Raw genomic sequence first — 19,565 nt, 5'->3', positions numbered from 1 at the left:
GGTTCCACCCGATAGGAGCCGAGCCGAGCCCCGTATCCGGCGGCCAGTTCCACGCCTCGCCGCCCGGCGAGTTTGCCCATCTGAGGGGGGAGCCCACCTTGACCGCGATCATCGACATCCACGCCCGCGAAATCCTCGACAGCCGTGGCAACCCCACCGTCGAAGTCGACGTCCTGCTCGACGACGGCTCGTTCGGCCGCGCCGCCGTCCCTTCGGGCGCCTCGACCGGCGCGCACGAGGCGGTCGAACTGCGCGACGGCGACAAGGGGCGCTATCTCGGCAAGGGCGTGACCAAGGCGGTCACCGCGGTCAACAGCGACATCGCCGAACTGCTGACCGGGCTCGACGCCGAGGACCAGCGCGACATCGACCTCGCGATGATCGAGCTCGACGGCACCGAGAACAAGAGCCGCCTCGGCGCCAACGCGATCCTGGGCACCAGCCTCGCCGTCGCCAAGGCCGCCGCCGATGCGCGCGGGCTGCCGCTCTACAGCTATGTCGGCGGGGTTTCCGCGCACGTCCTGCCGGTGCCGATGATGAACATCATCAACGGCGGCGAACATGCCGACAACCCGATCGACTTCCAGGAATTCATGATCATGCCGGTCGGCGCGCCCTCGCTCGCCGAAGCGGTGCGCTGGGGCGCCGAAGTGTTCCACACGCTGAAGAAGGGCCTGCACGAGAAGGGCCTCGCCACCGGCGTCGGCGACGAAGGCGGCTTTGCCCCCAACATCGCCAGCACCCGCGATGCGCTCGACTTCGTGATGGCCTCGATCGAGAAGGCGGGCTTCACCCCGGGCACCGACATCGTGCTCGCGCTCGACTGCGCCGCGACCGAGTTCTTCAGGAACGGCAAGTACGAGATCAGCGGCGAAGGCCTCTCGCTCTCGCCCGAAGCGATGGCCGACTACCTCGCCGCGCTGTGCGATGCCTACCCGATCCGCTCGATCGAGGACGGCATGAGCGAGGACGATTTCGAGGGCTGGGCGGCGCTCACCGCCAAGGTCGGCAAGAAGGTGCAGCTGGTGGGCGACGACCTGTTCGTGACCAACCCCAAGCGCCTGACCATGGGCATAGGCAAGGGCCTCGCCAACTCGCTGCTGGTGAAGGTCAACCAGATCGGCACGCTGACCGAGACGCTCGAGGCCGTCAGCATCGCGCAGCGCAACGGCTATACCGCGGTCATGTCGCACCGTTCGGGCGAGACCGAGGACGCGACCATCGCCGACCTCGCGGTTGCCACCAACTGCGGCCAGATCAAGACCGGCTCGCTCGCGCGTTCGGACCGGCTCGCCAAGTACAACCAGCTGATCCGGATCGAGGAAGAGCTGGGCGTCAACGCGGTCTACGCAGGCGCGGGCGCGTTCGGGCGCCTTGCGGGGTAAGCCCTCGCGAAGCGTTGCGAATGAAAAGGGGGCCGTCCGCCGGGGCGGCCCTTTTCGTTTGGCGATGCAACGGTCCTGCGTCGTCGTGCTGAACTGAATTCAGCATTCATCTTGCCGCCGAGAGCAACGGCGCCGGACCACCGATGGACCCTGAAACGCGTTCAGGGTGACGGGATTGGTTTGAGGTAGCTTCAATCTGCCGCTTCCTTCGCCACCTCGTCCTTCGCCTCGGCTGCCAGTTCTTCCTGCTTCTCGATCTCGCGCTTCTTCCTGGGGCTCAGCAGGTATTGCCACACGCCCCAGGCGTTGACCGCGAGCAGCAGGGCGTTCTGCACGACGATCGGCATCGTGCTGTTGGCGAGGCCCGAAGCGATCCACGCCACCGAGACCGCGACGAAGAGGACGAACGCCCAGCCGGTCCAGCGCCGGCCGAGGTCCATCGCGATCATGCCGGCGGCGACAATGGCGCCGATCGCGCCGAACCATTCGAGTGGGCCGTCCATGGTGCAAGGAATTGATCGGACTCGATTTATGTTCCGTTGCGTGCAACCGATTTAAGTGACCAATTAAATCCTCTTCACAAGCCAGTGCGGCTCTGCCAGCATGGCGGCGGGAGAGAATGATGACAGATTTTCCGAAGTGCCCCGCGGACGTGACCGCGTCCTGGCTCGAAGACCGCCTGCGCAGTTCCGGCGCGCTGGGCGAAGGCCGGATCACCGGCGTCGAATGGGTGTCGATCGGCACCGGACAGGTGGGCGACACCGCCCGCTTCACGCTGACCTACGAGCCCGAAGGGGCGGGGCCGGCGACCGTCGCGGCCAAGTTCGCCTCGACCGATGCGACCAGTCGCTCGACCGCGGCGATGTTCGGGCTCTATCGCAAGGAAGTGAACTTCTACCGCGAGCTGGCGCCCAACATCGACGTGCGCACCCCGCGCACCTACGGGTCCGAACTGGGCGAGGACGGCGCGGACTTCATCCTGCTGTTCGAGGACCTCGGACCCTGCCGTGGCGGCAACCAGCTGGCCGGGTGCTCCATCGACGACGCGCGGCACGGCATCCGCCAGGCAGCGGCGCTCCACGCGCCGACCTGGAACGCGCCATGGCTCGCCGAAACGCCGTGGATCCAGGCGGCCGAGGGCACGCAGTCGCAGATGATCGCGCTCTATCCGCAGGCGCAGGCGATCTTCCGCGAGCGCTACGCCGATACGCTCGAGCCCGAGCTGATGGAGGTGTGCGAGCAGCTCAACGACCTGGTCGAAGTCTACTTCTCGCGCCTGCCGACCGATTATTCGGTGACCCACGGCGACTTCCGGCTCGACAACATGCTGTTCGACGTCTGCGGGGGTGCGGACCCGATCGCGGTGGTCGACTGGCAGACCACCGGCATCGGCTGCCCGCTCAACGACGTCGGCTATTTCATGGGCTGCGGCATCGGCAGCGCGGTGCGCCGCCCGCACGAGGACGAACTGCTCGACCTCTACTGCGCGGAAATGACCGCGCGCGGCGTGCCGCTGACCCGCGCGGACATCTGGGACCGCTATCGCGTCGGCGCGCTCCACGGCGTCTCGACCGCGGTGTTCAGCGCGGCTTTCGTCGTGCGCACCGAGCGCGGCGACGCCAACTTCCTCTCGATGGCGCGCAATTCGTGCGAACTCTGCCTCGACCATGACAGCATCGGCGCGCTGAAGCGCCTGACGGAGACTGTGTGATGTTGACCAAGGGTGACGATTTCCCGCTCCACCAGACGCCCGAGCCGATCGCCTATTCGGGGACCGACCGGAACTTCTACGACCGCTATTTCTTCAATGGATATGCCCCCGACGGCAGCGGCTTCTTCGCCGTCGCATTCGGCGTCTACCCGCACCTCAACGTCGCCGACGCAAGCTTCTGCGCGATCCGCGACGGCAAGCAATACAACCTCCATGCCTCGCGCGAGCTGGGGATGGAGCGGCTGGACCTGGTGGTCGGGCCGATCTCGATCGAGGTGGTCGAGCCGCTCAAGCAATTGGTCGTGCGTGTCGATGGCGAGGGGATCAAGGCCGAGGTCCGCTTCACCGGCCGCGCCTTCCCGATCGAGGAGCCGCGCTTCGTCTTCCGCAATGGCCCACGCACCTTCATGGATTATACCCGCCTGACCCAGAACGGTCACTACACCGGCTGGATCGAGATCGACGGGGTGCGCGAGGAGCTTGCCGCGGGGACGGCTGGCACGCGCGACCGCAGCTGGGGCGTGCGGCCGGTTGGCACCAGCGACACGCAGCCGCATGCGGGCAACCAGGTGCCCTCGTTCTTCTGGCAGTGGACCCCGATCAACCTGCCGACGCGATCGGTTTTCTACCACATCAACGCCGACGTCCACGGCTCGGCCTGGAACACCCGTGCGGTGGTGGCGCCCGATGGCGCGCATCACGATGGCTTCTTCGAGACGCCCTCGGGCAAGATGGTCTCGCCGATGGAGAAGGGCACGCGCTGGCCCGCCTCGGGCGAACTGACGGTGCAGGCGCCCGACGGCCCGCTGACCCTGACATTCGAACCGATCGTCCGCTTCCAGATGAAGGGCCTCGGCTATACTTCGCCCAAGTGGGGCCACGGACTGTACCACGGCCCGCTCGAGGTGGAGCGCGAGGACTTCGTGCTCGACCAGATGGACCCGCTGCAGATGGACAACCTCCACGTGCAGGTGGTCAGCAGGATCACGACGTCGGCCGGGGAAACCGGGGTGGGCGTGTTCGAGCAGCTGGTGATCGGGCCCTACCACCCGTGGGGCCTGACCGGCTTCACCGACGCCGGCTGATCGCTTGGCGAGGGCCCGGCGCAGGCATGGCGGAGCCAGCGGGCGCGGCGCGCTTGCGCTGGCGATCGGTCTCGGCGTGGCCGCCGGGCTCGGCTCGGCGTGGTGGGCGATGAAGCACGGGACCAGCGGCGAGGTCCACGCGCACTGGGCGGGCAATCGCCTGACCGGGCGCGTCGGGGCCGATCCCTGGACGCGGGCGCAAGTCGCGCTGACCGGGCTGCTCGCGCTCAACCCCTCGCAGGCGATCTATTTCCGCCGCCAGGTCGACGACAGCGGCGCAAGGCTGCGCGAGAATTGCCGGTATCGCATCGCCGGGGGGGCGCTGCCCGGCCGCTGGTGGTCGGTCACGGTCTACGCCGCCGACGATTACCTGCCGCTCAACCACGACGATGCGCTCTCGTTCGACGCGACCGAAGTGCAGCGCAATGGCGCCGGCCGCTGGAGCGCGACCGTGGCGCCCGACCGGCCGGCGCAAGGGGCCTGGGCCTCGACCCGCAATGCCGGGGACTTCGACCTGACCTTGCGGATCTACAATCCGACGCCGCAAGCGCAGGCCGATTTCGGCGCGATCGCCTTTCCCACGGTCGAGCGGATCGGCTGCAACAAGACGCCGCGCGCATGAGGAGGCCGGTCCTGCTGCTCGCCGCCTTCGCGGTGACCGCGCTGCTCGTCCATCTTGGCGCGATCGTGGCCGCGCCGCGGGTGATCATGGCGCTGGCGATCGGCAAGCTGGGGCAGGGCGGGGCGGCGGTGAACAGGTTCCAGTTCTCGCGCCGCACCAATGCCCAGTCGCGCGACGTGGTGCGCCCGTCGCCCGACCTTGCCTATGCGAGCTGCGTCTACGACCTCGAGAAGGGGCCGCTGCTGGTCGAAGCCGCGCCCACTCCGGGCGGGGGCTATGCCTCGGTCTCGGTCTTTGCCGGCAACACCGACAACATCGGCGTGTTCGACACGATCGCGAATCCGCAGGGCGTGCGTTTCGCGCTGGTCCGGGCGGGCGAGCCTTTTCCCGACAAGGCAGTCCGACTGCAGCTTCCGCTGGTGGTCTCGCCTTCGCGCAAGGGGGTGATCCTCGACCGCCGCCTTGCGCCCACGCAAGCGGCGTTCGATCTTGCCGACAAGGCGCGGCGCGCGGACCGGTGCGCGCCGCTCTAGCTCAGGCTTTCAAATCAGGCGTACTTCTCGCGCAGCGCGAGCAGCGCCATCGCCGCCTTGGCCGCTTCGCCGCCCTTGTCCTTCTGCGCGGGGTCCGCGCGAACCAGCGCCTGGGCCTCGTTCTCGACGGTGAGGATGCCGTTGCCGATGGCGATGCCGTCCATCGTCAGCGCCATCACGCCGCGCGCGCTTTCGCCGGCGACGATCTCGAAGTGGTAGGTCTCGCCGCGAATCACCACGCCGATCGCGACGTAGCCGTCGAAATCGCCCGACTGTTCGGCGAGTGCGATCGCGCCGGGGATTTCGAGCGCGCCGGGCACGGTCAGCACTTCGGCCTTGTGGCCGGCGGCCTTGAGCGCAGCCTTCGCGCCGGCGACGAGCATGTCGTTGAGGTGGTCGTAGAAGCGCGCTTCGACGATGAGGAACTTGGCCATGTCGGCGATTACTCCGCAGGAATCGGCCGTTCGCCGACGATGTTGATGCCATAGCCTTCGATCGCGACGACGTTGCGATGGGCGTTGGTCAGGAGGATCATGTCGTGGATGCCGAGGTCGGCGAGGATCTGCGCGCCGATGCCGTAGTTGCGCAAGTCCATCTCGCCCCCGGTCTGGCCGCCCCGGCTGGGGTCGTTCTCGCGGTCGGGGAACAGCAGCACGATCACGCCGGCGCCTTCCTTGCCGATTTCCGCCATCGCCCGCTGCAGCGCGCGCTTGCGCGGGCCCGGCGCGCCGAGGAAGTCGTCGAACGGCGAAAGCTGGTGGACGCGGGCGAGCGTCGGCTTGCCCTCCTCGACCGAGCCCTTTTGCAGGACCAGGCTTTCGGTGCCGTCGATCTTGTTGCGATAGGTGAGCACGCGCCAGTCGCCGCCGTAGTCGGACGTGAAGGCGATGTCCTTGACCCGCTCGACGAGATGGTCGTGGCGGCGCCGGTATTCGATCAGGTCGCGGATCGTGCCCATCTTGAGCCCGTGCCGCCGCGCGAAGGGAATGAGGTCGTCGAGACGGGCCATCGTCCCGTCGTCCTTCATGATCTCGCAGATCACGCCCGAGGGGTTGAGCCCGGCGAGGCGGCTGATGTCGACCGCGGCTTCGGTATGGCCGGCGCGCACCAACACGCCGCCGTCGCGCGCGATCAGCGGGAAGACGTGGCCGGGGGTGACGATGTCTTCCTTGCCCTTGCCCGCGTCGATCGCGACGGCGACGGTGCGCGCGCGGTCGGCGGCGGAAATGCCGGTGGTGACGCCCTCGCGCGCCTCGATGGAGACGGTGAAGGCGGTCTCGTGCCGTGTGCCGTTGTTGCGGCTCATCAGTTCGAGCCCGAGCTGTTCGACCCGGGTGCGGGTAAGCGTGAGGCAGATCAGGCCGCGGCCGTGAGTCGCCATGAAATTGATCGCATCGGGCGTGGCCATCTGCGCCGGGATCACGAGGTCGCCCTCGTTCTCGCGGTCCTCGTCGTCGACGAGGATGAACATGCGGCCGTTGCGCGCCTCGTCGATGATCTCCTCGATCGAGGCGAGGGCGGGAGCGTCGTCGCTTTCGAACAATACCCGCTCGAGCTTGGCGAGCGTGTCGGCCGTGGGGTTCCACGTCGGCTGCGTGACGTCGCGCAGGGTGTTGGCATGGAGGCCTGCGGCGCGCGCGAGGCCGGAACGGGACATGCCGCCTTCGGTGACGAGTCGGCGGATGCGGTCGATGAGGTCACTGGACATGGCGCATGAATTTCACATCATGATGTGATTTGCAAGCGGTGATAATCACATTGCGATGGAAAGACCCGCTCCGAACGTGTCGTTCCCGCCACGGTGATGGTTTCCGAAAAGATCTTCGGGTTACGGAACGGCTTCGTGTTAATTATCCGGTTGACAAGTTGGCCGTCTCAATATGTCTTTGTTGCAGGAGACCCGCGCAAAAGACGGGCTCCGCTGGAGAGAGAGGTCAGAAAGATGAGGGGCAAGATTACCCTGCTTGCGGGCGTGTGCGCCGCAGCCGTTACCACTCCGTCGTTCGCCCAGTCGGCGCCCCAATCGGCCCAGGCAGACTCGGGATCGGGAATCGAGGAAATCATCGTCACCGCGCAGCGCCAGTCGCAGCGCCTCCAGGACGTGCCAATCGCGGTCAGCGCCTTCACCGCCGAAAGCATCGAGAAGCAGCAGATCAAGAACACCAGCGACCTGCAGCTGACCCTGCCGAACGTCACCTTCACCAAGACCAACTTCTCGTCGGCCTCGTTCACCATTCGCGGCATCGGCGACCTTTGCGTCGGCGTCACCTGCGACAGCGCGACCGCCATCCACCTCAACGACGCGCCGCTCGGCGGGTCGACCCGCCTGTTCGAAGGCGAGTTCTACGACCTCGCCCAGATCGAAGTGCTGCGTGGTCCCCAGGGCACCCTGTTCGGCCGCAACGCGACCTCGGGCGTGGTCAACTTCCGCACCGCCAAGCCCGATCTCAACAAGTTCGGTGCCAACGGTGAAGCCGAATACGGCAACTACAATTCGATCAAGGTCAAGGGCGCGCTCAACGTGCCGCTCAGCGACACTTTCGGCGTTCGTCTCGCCGGCTTCTACCTGAACCGCGACGGCTATACGAAGAACCTGTTCGACAACAGCCGCGTCGACGACCGCGACATGTACGGCCTGCGCGGCTCGGTCACCTGGGAGCCCACCCCGAGCACGACGATCGACATCGTCGGCCAGTACTTCCATGAAAACGATCATCGCCTGCGCATCCAGAAGCAGCTGTGCGACCGCGACCCGACCGGCGTGCTGGGCTGCCTCAACACCAGCTACGGCTACGGCATCACCAATGCCAACTCGCAGTTCGGCAACACGCTGGTCTCGAAGCAGGCTTTCGCGATGCTCGGCCTGCCGACCGCATTGGCGCTGGGCGACGTCTACGGACCCGACGTCTATGCCAACAACCAGAACCCCAAGGATCCGCGTGTCATCAACACCGATTTCAACCCGACCTACAAGGCGGACGAAATCATCATCCAGGGCCGCCTCAACCAGAAGATCGGCGACAAGCTGAACCTGCGCGTGACCGGCCAGTACACCAAGGTCACCAACGATTCGCAGCAGGACTACAACCTGTCGGTGGTCAATCGTAACCTGTTCGCGCCGGGCCTGACCGAGCTTCAGGCCTACGCCGATGGCGCCCGGGGCGCTTTCTTCGTGCCCTTCCTCAAGCCCGTCGCCGACGCGCTGATCCCCGATGGCCCGAGCGGCAAGCTCTGCACCTCGGCTGCCGAACGCACCGGAACCGGCGTTTATGGCGGCCACGCGGTATGCTCGGACACGCCGCAGGACTTCGACCGTTCGACCCTGCGGACGTCGGGCTGGTCGGCTGAAGCGGTGCTGACCTCGGACTTCGACGGTCCGTTCAACTTCCTGCTCGGCGGCATCTATTCCAAGGCGCACCTGACCGACGGCAGCTACTGGGTCGACGGGTTCAACCTCGACTATCTGACCGGCGTGCTGGGCGCCTTCACCTCGATCGGCCGCAACGTCGACACCAATCCCGACAACAACGTCGCGCCTTCGTACAACGGCTCTCCGTACTTCCATTCGGACTCGACCGACCTGCGGATCACCACCTACGGTCTGTTCGGCGAAGCCTACTACAAGTTCAACGACAAGGTGAAGCTGACCCTCGGCCTTCGCTACAACAACGACAAGAAGGTCAACGTCGCGCGCACCACGCTCGCCTCGTTCCTCGTGCCGTTCACTGCCGCGAATATCGAGGATTCGCCCAACTACGGCGAGTTCGACGCTGACCCGGGCCGCGCCGGCAACCAGCCCTGGCAGCAGCGCCAGGTCAAGTTCGGCGAGTTCACCGGTCGTGCGGTGCTCGACTTCCAGGTGACGCCGGACAACCTGATCTACCTGTCGTACTCGCGCGGCTACAAGTCTGGCGGCATCAACCCGCCGCTGTCGCCGATCTACACCGTGCCCGAGACGTTCAACCCCGAATTCGTCAACGCGTTCGAAATCGGTTCGAAGAACACCTTCGCCAACGGCGCGCTGCAGCTTAACCTCACCGGCTTCTACTACCAGTACAAGTCGCTGCAGCTCTCGCGCATCGTCGCACGCACCTCGGTCAACGACAACGTCAACGCCAACATCTGGGGTCTCGAAGCCGAAGCGATCTTCCGCCCGGTTCGCGAGATGACGATCAACGCCAACTTCAGCTACCTCAACACCAAGGTCTCGCAGGACAAGTGGATTGCGGACTCGCGTGACTTCGGGGCGGGCCGTGAAGATGCGGTGATCATCAAGGACATCACCAACGGTGCAAACTGCGCGGTGACGTCGGCCACCGGCAGCAAGGCCCTCGTCAATGCCTATGTGAACCAGGTCAACACGCTGATCAATGCAGGTGCGATCCCGGGTCTCGGCGCGGGTGCTGGCCTCCAGGGCACGACCGAGTTCCCGAGCAACAGCGGGATCAAGTCGACCGGCGCCTACAGCGTCTGCGGCGTGGTCAATGCTCTGGCTCCGTCGCTTGGCGCGGCCTTCGGCGGCATCAACACCTCGGCGGTGATCGACGGCGATACCTACGACTATGCCTCGGGTATCCCGAAGAACATCCGCGGCAACAAGCTGCCGGGTGCGCCGACGATCAAGTTCTCGGTGGGCGCGCAGTACGATTTCCACATCGGCGACCTGACCCTGACGCCGCGTGCGGACCTTGCCTTCACCGGTGAATCCTACGGCAACATCTTCAACGGCAACGTCAACAAGGTCCCGGCCTTCACCCAGGTGAACGCCCAGGTCCAGCTCGACGGGCCGGACAAGAAGTGGTTCATCCGCGGCTTCATCCAGAACATCACCGACAACAACTCGATCACCGGTCTCTACGTGACCGACCAGTCGTCGGGCCTGTTCACCAACGTCTTCACGCTAGAACCGCGTCGCTACGGCGTCGCCGCGGGCTTCCGCTTCTGAGCGTGTCCTGAAGATAACAGGGGCCGGTCCAGCCACGGGACCGGATCAACTGGCGCCGGGGGGCAACCTCCGGCGCTTTTATGTGCGTGCTGGAGCGGCATGGCCGACTGCCTTCGGGATGGCGGTTTCAGATATCGCAAGGGCGGTGTCGCCGCCTTCCCGGGCTCTCAAGGCAGCCCCGATCCGCTTTCAGGTAAAAGCGGCTTGGGGCAGTCCCGATCCGTCATACACCGGCTGCTTGAGGTCGACGCGGTACTTGTTGACCTCGGCCCCGGTCATGCCGGCATCGGCGAGGTAACCGGCCATGTCCCGGTAGAGCGCCCCGTCGAGATGCGCCTGCAGATCTTCGACGCGCTCCCATTCCTCGAACACCCATACGCGATGGGTTTGCACCGGGTCTGCCGTCCAGACGTAGTGAACGCAGCCTTTTTCGGTATAGGTCGGGGCGATCAGGTGCGTCGCGCCTCGCACGATCACGGCAGCGTCCTTCCCCTCGAAGTCGATCCAGCCCCAAAGGGTTATACGTTCCATGGCCTTGGATCCTCTCGCTGCGGCGCTGTGCCGGGCCACGGCGATAGACCTCGATGCGACGGAGCGAACCGCATCTTTTCGTCAGGGCTGGGGAAGGGTGGTGGACGCACTAGGGCTCGAACCTAGGACCCGCTGATTAAGAGTCAGCTGCTCTACCAACTGAGCTATGCGTCCGTATCCCGTTCGGGATGGCTGCCATGCGGCAGGGACAGGATGGTGGACGCACTAGGGCTCGAACCTAGGACCCGCTGATTAAGAGTCAGCTGCTCTACCAACTGAGCTATGCGTCCATTATCCCGTACCGGGAAATCCCGTCTCGGCGTTGGTTGCGCCGGGGAGCCGCCCCCATAACGATTCTGGCGCGCCTGCCAAGAGGGAAATTGCAAAGTTCCTACAGCAATCCCGTTCCGGTGCGCCGCGACCAGCGGTCGACTGCCATGATCGTGCCGATGCAGATCATGTTGGTCATCATCGACGAGCCGCCGTGGCTCATGAACGGCAGCGGGATCCCGACCACCGGGGCAAGGCCCATGACCATCATCAGGTTGATGCACATGTAGAAGAAGATCGTCGTGGTCATGCCGGCTGCCAGCAGGCGCGAGAAGCGGTCGGGCGCGTTGGTCGCGACCTTCAGCCCCCAGCGGAACACGAGGAAGAACACCGCCAGCACGAACAGGCCGCCCGCCATGCCCCATTCCTCGCTCATCGTCGCGAAGACGAAGTCGGTGTGCGCTTCGGGCAGGTAGTCGAGGTGGCTCTGCGAGCCGTGGCCGAAGCCCTTGCCGAACAGGCCGCCCGAGCCGATCGCGATCTTCGACTGGGTGATGTGGTAGCCCGAACCCAGCGGGTCGCTTTCGGGATCGAGGAACACCAGCACGCGCTTGCGCTGGTAGTCGTGCAGCAGGGTGAAGAAGGCGACCGGCGCGACGATCGCTCCGGCCAGCGCCCCGCCGATGAACAGGCGCAGGGGGAGCCCCGCAAGGAACATCATCACCACCGCGCCGAAGCTGATGGCAAGACCCGTGCCGAGGTCGGGCTGGAGCATGACGAGTCCCGCCGGGAAGCCGAGCAGCAGCACCGCGGGCGCGATCGCGCGCCAGCCGCCCACTTCGCCCACCGGCAGCACGCTGTAGAACCAGGCGAGCACCAGCACGATCCCCGGCTTCATCAGTTCGGATGGCTGGAGCGTCATGAAGCCCAGGTTCAGCCAGCGCTGGCTGCCGCCGCCGATGCCGCCGATCAGTTCGACGAGGACGAGCAGCACGCACAGGACGAGGTAGATCGGCAGCGCCGCGCGCTTGAACCAGTCCTGCGGCACCCGCGCGATCGCCGCGGCCATGACGAGGAACACGAAGAAGCGGGCGACGTGCATTCCGGCCCAGGGCCGGATGTTGCCGCCCGCGGCGGAATAGAGCACCAGGCTGCCGAACACGACCAGCGCCAGGAGCGGCAGGATCACCCGCCAGGGTTGGCGCGCGATGATCTGCGGGATGTAGGCGCGCTGCATCGGCTCAGGTCCCCGGCGTGGGCGATGGCGCGGGCGAGGGCACGGGCGCGGGCGCGGGCGAGGGCGAGGGCAGCACGATCGGCGCCGGCTCGGGCTCGGGCGCGGGGTTGGCCGCATCGGTCTGCGCCGCGGTCGGTTCGGGCGCGGGCTTGTTTTCTGCAGCGACTTCCTGCGCGGCCTGGTCCTCGTCGGGCGCGGCCGGTGCGGTCGCGCCGAAGCGGGCGGCATAGGCGTCGTACTTGGCGCGCATCCGCGTGCGCACGTCGCCGCCCCACTGCTTCTCGTATTCCTCGAGCGCTTCCATCGCCTTGGCCGGGTTGAACAGGTAGGTCATCACGTCGCGCGCGATGGGATAGGCCGAGGGACTGCCGCCGCCGTGCTCGATCACCACCGCGCAGGCGAAGCGCGGGCGGTCGAACGGCGCGAAGCAGATGAAGTGGCCGTGGTCGCGGTGCTTCCACTGGCCGCCCTTGCCGTTGCCGATGTTCAGCCCGACGACCTGCGCGGTGCCGGTCTTGCCCGCCATCTGCACGTCGGGCAGCGGCAGCCGCGCGTGGCCCGCCGTGCCGCGGCCGTTGACCACCTCGTTCATCGCCGAGTGGATCAGGTCGAGATGCTCCTGGCGGAAGCCCATCGAGGCAGGCGCAGGGGCGTGCCGGTCGAGCAGCAGCCGCGGCTTCAATTCGAGCCCCGAGGCGAGGCGCGAGGCCATCACCGCCTGCTGCAGCGGATTGACCAGCATGTAGCCCTGGCCGATCGTTGCATTGACGGTGTCGTAGATCGCCCACTCCTTCTTGTACTTGCGCAGCTTCCACGCAGGGTCGGGGACCGTGCCGTAGGATTGCCCGGGGTAGGGCATCTCGAATTCCTGACCGAGGCCGAGGCGGCGCGCCATCTTCGCGATCGTGTCCATGCCGATCTGTTGCGCGAAGTGGTAAAAGTAGACGTCGCACGACTGGTAGATGCCCTTGGCCATGTCGACGGCGCCGTGGCCGCGGTGGTTCCAGCAATGGAACACGCGGTTGCCGACGCGCAGGCCGCCGGCGCAGCCGACGCTCGCGTGCGGATCGAGCCCGGCTTCGAGGAACGAGAGCGCCACCATCGGCTTCACCGTCGAGCCGGGCGGATAGAGCCCGCGCAGCACCTTGTTGCGCAAGGGCACGTGGTCGTCCTCGGACAGCATCTTCCATTCGATGCGGCCGATGCCGTCGCTGAACGAATTGGGATCGAAGCTCGGCATCGAGACCATCGCCAGCACGTCGCCGGTGGCGCAGTCCATGACCACCACCGAGCCGCTTTCGAGCCCGATGCGCCGCGCGGCATAGTCCTGTAGGCCCGCGCGGATGGTCAGCTGGATCGGCTTGCCCGGCACGTCCTCGCGCGTGCCGAGGTCGCGCACCACCCGGCCGCTCGCGGTCGCCTCGACCCGGCGCGCGCCGGGCACGCCGCGCAGGCGCTCCTCGAAGTGCTTTTCGAGGCCGTCCTTGCCGATCTTGAACCCGGGCGTGATCAGCAGCGGGTTGCGTTCGCGCTCGTAGTCCTCGGCGGAGGCCGGGCCGACGTAGCCGACGAGGTGGCCCACCGACGGCCCGGTCGGATAGAACCGCGAATATCCGCGCTGCGGGATCACGCCGGGCAGTTCGGGCAGGCGCACCGATACCGCGGCGAACTTGTCCCAGTCGAGGTTCGAGGCGACTTCCACCGGCTGGAAGCCGCGCGCTTTGTCGAGCCGGGTCTTGATGTCGCTCACCTTGTCGGCGCTGAGGCCGAGCAGGGGACCCAGCGTCGCGAGCGTGGCGTCGGGATCGACCACGCGGTCGGGGATGAGGTCGACGCGGAAGTCGGCGCGATTGGCGGCGAGCGCCGCACCGCGCCGGTCGATCACCCAGCCGCGCCGCGGCGGGATCAGCGTGAGGTTGACGCGGTTGCTTTCGGACGCGGCGCGGTACTTCGCGTTCTCCGCCACCGCAAGGTAGCCGAGCCGCGTCGCCAGCAGCACGCCGACCGCGGCTTGCGCGGTGCCGAGCACGAAGGTGCGGCGCTCGAACTTGTTGGTGAGGATCGCCGAGGTCATCGGCAGCTTCTGCTTCACCGCGCTCAGATCCTCCTGAGCGGGAGCAGCCGCACCCGGTCGAGCATCGCGACGAGGCGGGTCACTGGCGGGAACAGCACGACCGCGAGCAGCAGCTGCGGCCCGATCGTCATCGGCAGCGGATAGCCTGCGGCCAGCCCCGCGAAGGCCGCGGCGAGCAGCAGGTAGGCCGCCAGCAGCGCCGCGCCCGCCAGCCAGTCCTGGGCAAAGCCGCGCCACAGGAAGCGCGCGTCTATCGCCTCCATCGCCAGCATCGCGCCCGAAAACAGCACGATCCCGCTGCCGAACGGCTGGCCGCTGTAGAGATCGTCCCAGGCGCCGAGCGGCAGCCCGGCCCAGATCGGCAGCAGCGTCGGGCGCAGCATGCGCCAGGCGAGCAGCACCATGAACGACAGCGGCGGCAGCACCGGCGCCGAGGCGATGATCGGCGAGAAGCTGGCCATCGCCGCCAGCATGATCGAGACCCATGGCAAGCCCACCGCCAGCAGCGGCGAGGGCGCGCGGTTGATCGGGCTGCGCACGCGGGTCGAACCGCTCGCAAGGCGCGTTCCGCTCATGGCGTGTCGTCCTCGGGCGGCGGCGGCGCGGCCTTCTGCGTCGCCTCCAGCGTGGCGACGGCGGCGGGCTGGTAGATCGGCAGGACCAGTACGTAGTCGGCGTCGGCGGGATCGCTGGCGAGGTGCCCGGTCGCGCCGTCGCGATGCGGCTGGGTGGCGACGGCGACGGGAATGCCCGGGGGATAGATCCCGCCCGAGCCCGAGGTCACGAAGACATCGCCCTTGTGCAGCGGATTGATGCCCGAATTGATCAGGCGGATCTCGATCCGGCCGTTGGCGCCGCCCTGGACGAAGCCGGGCAGGCCATCGCTGGCGCGGCGCACCGGCACGACGTTGTCGGGGTCGGTGACGAGCAGCACGCGCGCGGTGTCGGGCCCGATCTCGACCACGCGCCCGATCAGGCCGCCGCCGCTGCGCACCGGCTGGCCCTTGACCAGTCCTTGGCGGCTGCCCACCGAGAGCACCGCGAAACGGCGCGAGCTGGCCGAGGTCGAGCCGATCAGCCGCGCCGCCGCGACCGGGCGAGGGGCGGCCTCGGCAATCCCGAGCAGGGCCTTCAGCCGGCGATTCTCGCTCTCGATCGCGCGCATCGCCACGGCATTGGCGCGCGCGGCGGCGACTTCGCGGCTCAGCTCGGCGTTCTGCCGCCCGGCGTTGAGGTAGGCGCCGATCGCGGCGAACACGCCCTGGCTCGCCACCCGGCTCTCCGCTCCCGCCGCGCCCAGCGGGCGGGCGACTTCGGCAGCGCCGGCGCGCGCGAAGGCGAAGGCGCCCGGATTGAGCAGCGAGACGACGAGCAGCACCGCGCCCAGCAGCACGCCGGCCACGGCGACCACGTAGCCGGTGAAGATCCCGACTTGCGCCCTGCGCGAAAAGCCCGGGCGCCTGTCCTGCGACCGCGCCATGTTCTAACCCCTTCGTCACCGCGCCCGAACGGAGCGGACGTCTCTCCCTCGACGCATCGCATCGAGGCGGCTGAACCGGCGGTTTACGCGGTCATCAGCACGCCGCGATAGATCGGATCCTCCATCGCCCGGCCAGTGCCGAGAGCGACGCACGAGAGCGGGTCCTCCGCGACCGAGACGGGCAGGCCGGTCTCCTCGCGCAAGTGCTCGTCGAGCCCGCGGATCAGCGCGCCGCCGCCGGTCAGCACGATGCCCTGGTCGACGATGTCGGCGGCGAGTTCGGGCGCGGTGTTTTCGAGCGCAATGCGCACGCCCTCGACGATCGCGCCGATCGGCTCGGACAGCGCCTCGGCGACGTTGGCCTGGGTGATGGTGATTTCCTTGGGCACGCCATTGACGAGGTCGCGGCCCTTGATGTGGATCGTCTCGCCGATGCCGTCGGCCGGCACGGTGGCGATGCCGTAGTCCTTCTTGATCCGCTCGGCGGTCGCTTCACCGATCAGCAGGTTGTGGTGGCGGCGGACGTAGGAGACGATCGCCTCGTCCATCTTGTCGCCGCCGACGCGCACGCTGGTGGTGTAGGCAAGGCCGCGCAAGGACAGCACGGCGACTTCGGTGGTGCCGCCGCCGATGTCGACGACCATCGAGCCGACCGGCTCGGTCACCGGCATGTCGGCGCCGATCGCCGCGGCCATCGGTTCGAGGATCAGGTAGACCTGGCTGGCGCCGGCGTTGCTCGCGGCATCGCGGATCGCGCGGCGTTCGACCGAGGTCGAACCCGAAGGCACGCAGATCACGATTTCGGGATAGCGCAGCAGGCTCTTCTTGCCGTGCACCTTCTGGATGAAGTGCTTGATCATCGCCTCGGCGACTTCGATGTCGGCGATCACGCCGTCGCGCAAGGGGCGGATCGCCTCGATGTTGTCGGGGGTCTTGCCCATCATCATCTTGGCGTCGTCGCCGACCGCCTTGACCTTCTTGATGCCGTTGAGCGTCTCGATGGCAACGACCGAGGGTTCGTTCAGCACAATGCCGCGATCCTGCACGTAGACCAGCGTATTGGCCGTACCGAGGTCAATCGCAATGTTCTGGGAACCGAATTTGAAGAATCGGGAAAACATCGAAGCCATCAGGGAATCCGTCGAGAATCAGGAGGTTGGCGCAGAAGCATTGCGCCTCCCCCTCCAGGAGTGAGCGTCCAGCGAAGGCGGCTCATTAGCGCAAGCCCCGCGCAAAACCCAATATTTTGTGCGAGGTGCAAGGGGATAAGTGCCACCGCTTGTCTCGAAATCCGGCGGCCTCGTCGCTAGGTTTGCTCGACGCCATGACCCTGCCCAGTTCCCCTTCCGCGCCGCGCACGATCCGCCGCCTGCCCGAGACGCTGGTCAACCGCATCGCCGCGGGCGAAGTGGTGGAGCGCCCGGCCTCCGCGCTCAAGGAACTGGTCGAGAACGCGATCGACGCGGGCGCCAGCACGATCACGGTGCGCCTGTCCGAAGGCGGCCTCGCCCTGATCGAGGTGACCGACGACGGCTGCGGCATGCGCGCCGACGAGATCGCGCTCGCGCTCGAACGCCATGCCACCAGCAAGCTGCCGGATGAAGCGATCGAGATGGTCGCGACGCTCGGCTTCCGGGGGGAGGCGCTGCCTTCGATTGCCTCGGTCGCGCGCGTAACCATCGAAAGCCGCAGCCGCGAGACCGGCGAGGCGTGGAAGCGCGTGGTCGATCACGGCGCGCTCGTTTCCGAAGGCCCTGCCGCGCTGCCGCCGGGCACGCGCGTGCGGGTCGAGGATCTGTTCGGCAAGATCCCGGCGCGTCGCAAGTTCCTGCGCTCGCCCCGCAGCGAATGGGCGGCGAGCCTCGATGTCGTGCGCCGGCTCGCGATGGCGCGGCCCGACATCGGCTTCACGCTCGAACACGACGGCAGGCGCGCGCTGCAGGTCCAGCCGGGCGACAGCCTCGAGGCGCGCGTCGCGCTGCTCGTCGCGCGCGAACTGAAGGACAACGCGGTCGCGGTCGATCTCGAACGCGGCGAATATGCCTTGCGCGGCGTCGCTGGCCTGCCGACCTACAACCGCGGCATGGCCGACCACCAGTACCTGTTCGTCAACGGCCGCCCGGTGAAGGACAAGCTGATGGTCGGCGCGGTGCGCGGCGCCTATGCCGACATGCTGGCGCGCGACCGTCACGCGGTGCTGGCGCTGTTCCTCGACGTTCCGCCCAGCGAAGTCGACGTCAACGTCCACCCGGCCAAGACCGAAGTGCGCTTCCGCGATGCCCAGCTCGTGCGCGGGCTGATTGTCTCGGGGCTGCGGCACGCGCTCGCCGCCGGCGACAAGCGTAGCGCGCAGGCGCCCGACGCGTCGGCGATGGCCGCGTGGCGCAGCGAACCGCTGGGGGCGCCGGCTTTCGCTCCGCTCACGCCCACGCCCGCGTCCGTCCAGGGCAGCATCTTCGCCCAGCCGCGCCTGTCCGAAGCCGGCCAGGCCTGGCGCGGCTACGAGGCATCGGTCATGGCCCCGCCGGTTGCGCGCGCCGAGGAGGCCGCCGCGCCTGCGCCCGAACCGGTCGAGCATCCGCTCGGCGTCGCGCGCGGGCAGGTCGCCAACACCTACATCGTCGCCGAAGCCGCCGACGGCCTCGTCCTCGTCGACCAGCACGCCGCGCACGAGCGCCTCGTGCTCGAACGCCTCCGCGCCGCCGGGATGGGGGCAGGGGAGGCGCCGAGCCAGGCGCTGCTGATCCCCGAAGTGGTCGAGGTCGAGGAGCTCGCCGCCGACCGGCTCGAGGACGCTGCGCCGCGCCTTGCAAGGTTCGGCCTGCTGCTCGAGCGCTTCGGTCCTGCCGCGGTGCTCGTCCGCGCGGTCCCCGCCGCGCTCGCCAAGGGGGATCCCGCCGCGCTCGTCAACGACGTGGCCGACGATCTCGCCAAGCACGGCGAGGCGCTGCTGCTCGAAGAAAAGCTCGACCTCGTGCTCGCGACGATGGCCTGCCACGGCTCGGTCCGCGCAGGCCGGCAGCTGTCGGTCGCCGAGATGAACGCGCTGCTGCGCGAAATGGAAGCGACCCCGCGCTCGGGCCAATGCAACCACGGCCGGCCGACCTGGGTCAAGCTCGCCCATGGCGACATCGAAAAACTGTTCGGGCGCAAGTGACGGCCCGGCTAGAAAGAGAGGACCACACCATGCGCCGCCTGCTCGCACCGCTTGCACCGCTTGCCCTGGCCGCGTGCTCGAACGCGCCGCAGCAGAGCGATGCGGCAGCGATCGCGCAGGTCGAAGCGGCGCAGAAGGCGAAGCCCCCGGCGCGCGCGCTCGACCCGCAGCCGATCGGCTACTTCGACATCAAGGACAACGGCCTGATCGCGTCGGGCTGCAACTTCGTCGCCGACGGCGGCGGCATGGGTGCGACCGCGCTGGCGCAGGGCGAGCATGCCGCGATCAAGCTAGACGGCAAGATCGTCACGCTCGCCGCCGACAAGGGCAGCACGCAGCTGCCGCAAGGGGCGTGGTCGCACTACACCGGCACCGAATTCGCGCTCAGCCTCGCGCGGGTTGCGCAAGGCAAGCACTCGGTCAACGGCGTGGTCGAGATGTTCGAAGCGCACCTGACGATCACCGACCCGCACGACCAGGTGGTCTACGACAGCAACGGCACCGCGCAGTGCAAGCCCATGTAGGGCAGGCCGGT

General features: G+C 67.6%; 17 protein-coding genes and 2 tRNA genes. 8 read left to right on the top strand and 11 right to left on the bottom strand.

The genetic code is table 11. The annotated features are described in order from the left end of the window. The first annotated feature begins 98 nt into the window (after positions 1 to 98). A complete protein-coding gene (eno, locus tag K3A85_RS14205) occupies positions 99 to 1,385 on the top strand; it encodes a phosphopyruvate hydratase (RefSeq protein WP_225207165.1) in 1,287 nt (428 codons plus the stop codon). A gap of 191 nt (positions 1,386 to 1,576) precedes the next feature. Here the strand turns inward: eno and K3A85_RS14200 are convergent, their stop codons facing one another. Continuing rightward, the gene (locus tag K3A85_RS14200; RefSeq protein WP_225207164.1) at positions 1,577 to 1,888 is read right to left on the bottom strand and encodes a hypothetical protein; all 312 of its coding nucleotides are present in this window, start codon (positions 1,886 to 1,888) and stop codon (positions 1,577 to 1,579) included. Between the two features lie 119 nt (positions 1,889 to 2,007). Between K3A85_RS14200 and K3A85_RS14195 the strand changes: the two genes are divergently transcribed. From K3A85_RS14195 to K3A85_RS14180, 4 genes are read left to right on the top strand one after another with little or no spacing between them, the layout of a single operon-like run. Next, positions 2,008 to 3,096 carry a phosphotransferase family protein gene (locus K3A85_RS14195; RefSeq protein WP_225207163.1) on the top strand — a complete coding sequence of 363 codons (1,089 nt, stop codon included), beginning with the start codon at positions 2,008 to 2,010 and terminating at the stop codon, positions 3,094 to 3,096. Then, a complete protein-coding gene (locus K3A85_RS14190; protein WP_225207162.1) occupies positions 3,096 to 4,181 on the top strand; it encodes a hypothetical protein in 1,086 nt (361 codons plus the stop codon). The genes K3A85_RS14195 and K3A85_RS14190 overlap by 1 nt, the downstream gene beginning before the upstream one ends. Positions 4,182 to 4,185: 4 nt before the next feature. Beyond that, positions 4,186 to 4,803 carry a DUF1214 domain-containing protein gene (locus K3A85_RS14185; RefSeq protein ID WP_225207161.1) on the top strand — a complete coding sequence of 206 codons (618 nt, stop codon included), beginning with the start codon at positions 4,186 to 4,188 and terminating at the stop codon, positions 4,801 to 4,803. Continuing rightward, on the top strand, positions 4,800 to 5,336 hold the full coding sequence (locus tag K3A85_RS14180; RefSeq protein ID WP_225207160.1) for a DUF1254 domain-containing protein: 537 nt from the start codon (positions 4,800 to 4,802) through the stop codon (positions 5,334 to 5,336). Before K3A85_RS14185 ends, K3A85_RS14180 begins: the two co-directional genes overlap by 4 nt. 14 nt (positions 5,337 to 5,350) lie before the next feature. Here the strand turns inward: K3A85_RS14180 and ribH are convergent, their stop codons facing one another. Next, positions 5,351 to 5,770, bottom strand: coding sequence for a 6,7-dimethyl-8-ribityllumazine synthase (gene ribH / locus K3A85_RS14175; RefSeq protein ID WP_225207159.1), 420 nt, complete (start codon positions 5,768 to 5,770; stop codon positions 5,351 to 5,353). 8 nt (positions 5,771 to 5,778) lie between these two features. After that, positions 5,779 to 7,044: a 3,4-dihydroxy-2-butanone-4-phosphate synthase gene (gene ribB, locus K3A85_RS14170; RefSeq protein ID WP_225207158.1), complete on the bottom strand. Its 1,266-nt coding sequence runs from the start codon at positions 7,042 to 7,044 to the stop codon at positions 5,779 to 5,781. Between the two features lie 234 nt (positions 7,045 to 7,278). Here ribB and K3A85_RS14165 point away from each other — a divergent pair, with 234 nt between their 5' ends. Continuing rightward, positions 7,279 to 10,281: a TonB-dependent receptor gene (locus K3A85_RS14165; RefSeq protein ID WP_225207157.1), complete on the top strand. Its 3,003-nt coding sequence runs from the start codon at positions 7,279 to 7,281 to the stop codon at positions 10,279 to 10,281. A 189-nt stretch (positions 10,282 to 10,470) separates the two neighbouring features. Here the strand turns inward: K3A85_RS14165 and K3A85_RS14160 are convergent, their stop codons facing one another. The 8 genes from K3A85_RS14160 to K3A85_RS14125 form a co-directional block, all read right to left on the bottom strand. Next, entirely contained in the window at positions 10,471 to 10,812 is a 342-nt protein-coding gene (locus K3A85_RS14160) for a putative quinol monooxygenase (protein WP_225207156.1), read from the bottom strand. Between the two features lie 98 nt (positions 10,813 to 10,910). Beyond that, a tRNA-Lys gene (locus K3A85_RS14155) sits at positions 10,911 to 10,986 on the bottom strand. A 40-nt stretch (positions 10,987 to 11,026) separates the two neighbouring features. Continuing rightward, positions 11,027 to 11,102, bottom strand: a tRNA-Lys gene (locus K3A85_RS14150). 101 nt (positions 11,103 to 11,203) lie between these two features. Further along, positions 11,204 to 12,319: a rod shape-determining protein RodA gene (rodA, locus tag K3A85_RS14145; RefSeq protein ID WP_225207155.1), complete on the bottom strand. Its 1,116-nt coding sequence runs from the start codon at positions 12,317 to 12,319 to the stop codon at positions 11,204 to 11,206. Positions 12,320 to 12,323: 4 nt separating this feature from the next. Beyond that, the gene (gene mrdA / locus K3A85_RS14140; protein WP_225207370.1) at positions 12,324 to 14,393 is read right to left on the bottom strand and encodes a penicillin-binding protein 2; all 2,070 of its coding nucleotides are present in this window, start codon (positions 14,391 to 14,393) and stop codon (positions 12,324 to 12,326) included. 23 nt (positions 14,394 to 14,416) lie between these two features. Next, positions 14,417 to 14,968 carry a rod shape-determining protein MreD gene (locus K3A85_RS14135; protein WP_225207154.1) on the bottom strand — a complete coding sequence of 184 codons (552 nt, stop codon included), beginning with the start codon at positions 14,966 to 14,968 and terminating at the stop codon, positions 14,417 to 14,419. Then, positions 14,965 to 15,873 carry a rod shape-determining protein MreC gene (gene mreC / locus K3A85_RS14130; protein WP_225207153.1) on the bottom strand — a complete coding sequence of 303 codons (909 nt, stop codon included), beginning with the start codon at positions 15,871 to 15,873 and terminating at the stop codon, positions 14,965 to 14,967. Before mreC ends, K3A85_RS14135 begins: the two co-directional genes overlap by 4 nt. Before the next feature lie 83 nt (positions 15,874 to 15,956). Next, positions 15,957 to 17,003, bottom strand: coding sequence for a rod shape-determining protein (locus K3A85_RS14125; protein ID WP_169493551.1), 1,047 nt, complete (start codon positions 17,001 to 17,003; stop codon positions 15,957 to 15,959). 194 nt (positions 17,004 to 17,197) lie between these two features. On the opposite strand from K3A85_RS14125, the gene mutL reads away from it, so the two are divergent. Beyond that, positions 17,198 to 19,030, top strand: a complete 1,833-nt coding sequence (mutL, locus tag K3A85_RS14120) for a DNA mismatch repair endonuclease MutL (RefSeq protein WP_225207152.1) — start codon at positions 17,198 to 17,200, stop codon at positions 19,028 to 19,030. 29 nt (positions 19,031 to 19,059) lie between these two features. Then, the gene (locus K3A85_RS14115) at positions 19,060 to 19,554 is read left to right on the top strand and encodes a hypothetical protein (RefSeq protein ID WP_225207151.1); all 495 of its coding nucleotides are present in this window, start codon (positions 19,060 to 19,062) and stop codon (positions 19,552 to 19,554) included. Positions 19,555 to 19,565: the final 11 nt, after the last annotated feature.

The organism is Novosphingobium huizhouense (assembly GCF_020179475.1).
Lineage (GTDB): Bacteria > Pseudomonadota > Alphaproteobacteria > Sphingomonadales > Sphingomonadaceae > Novosphingobium > Novosphingobium huizhouense.
The sequence above is the reverse complement of the archived record's forward strand: the minus strand, read 5'-3'. Positions and strand labels throughout refer to the sequence as shown.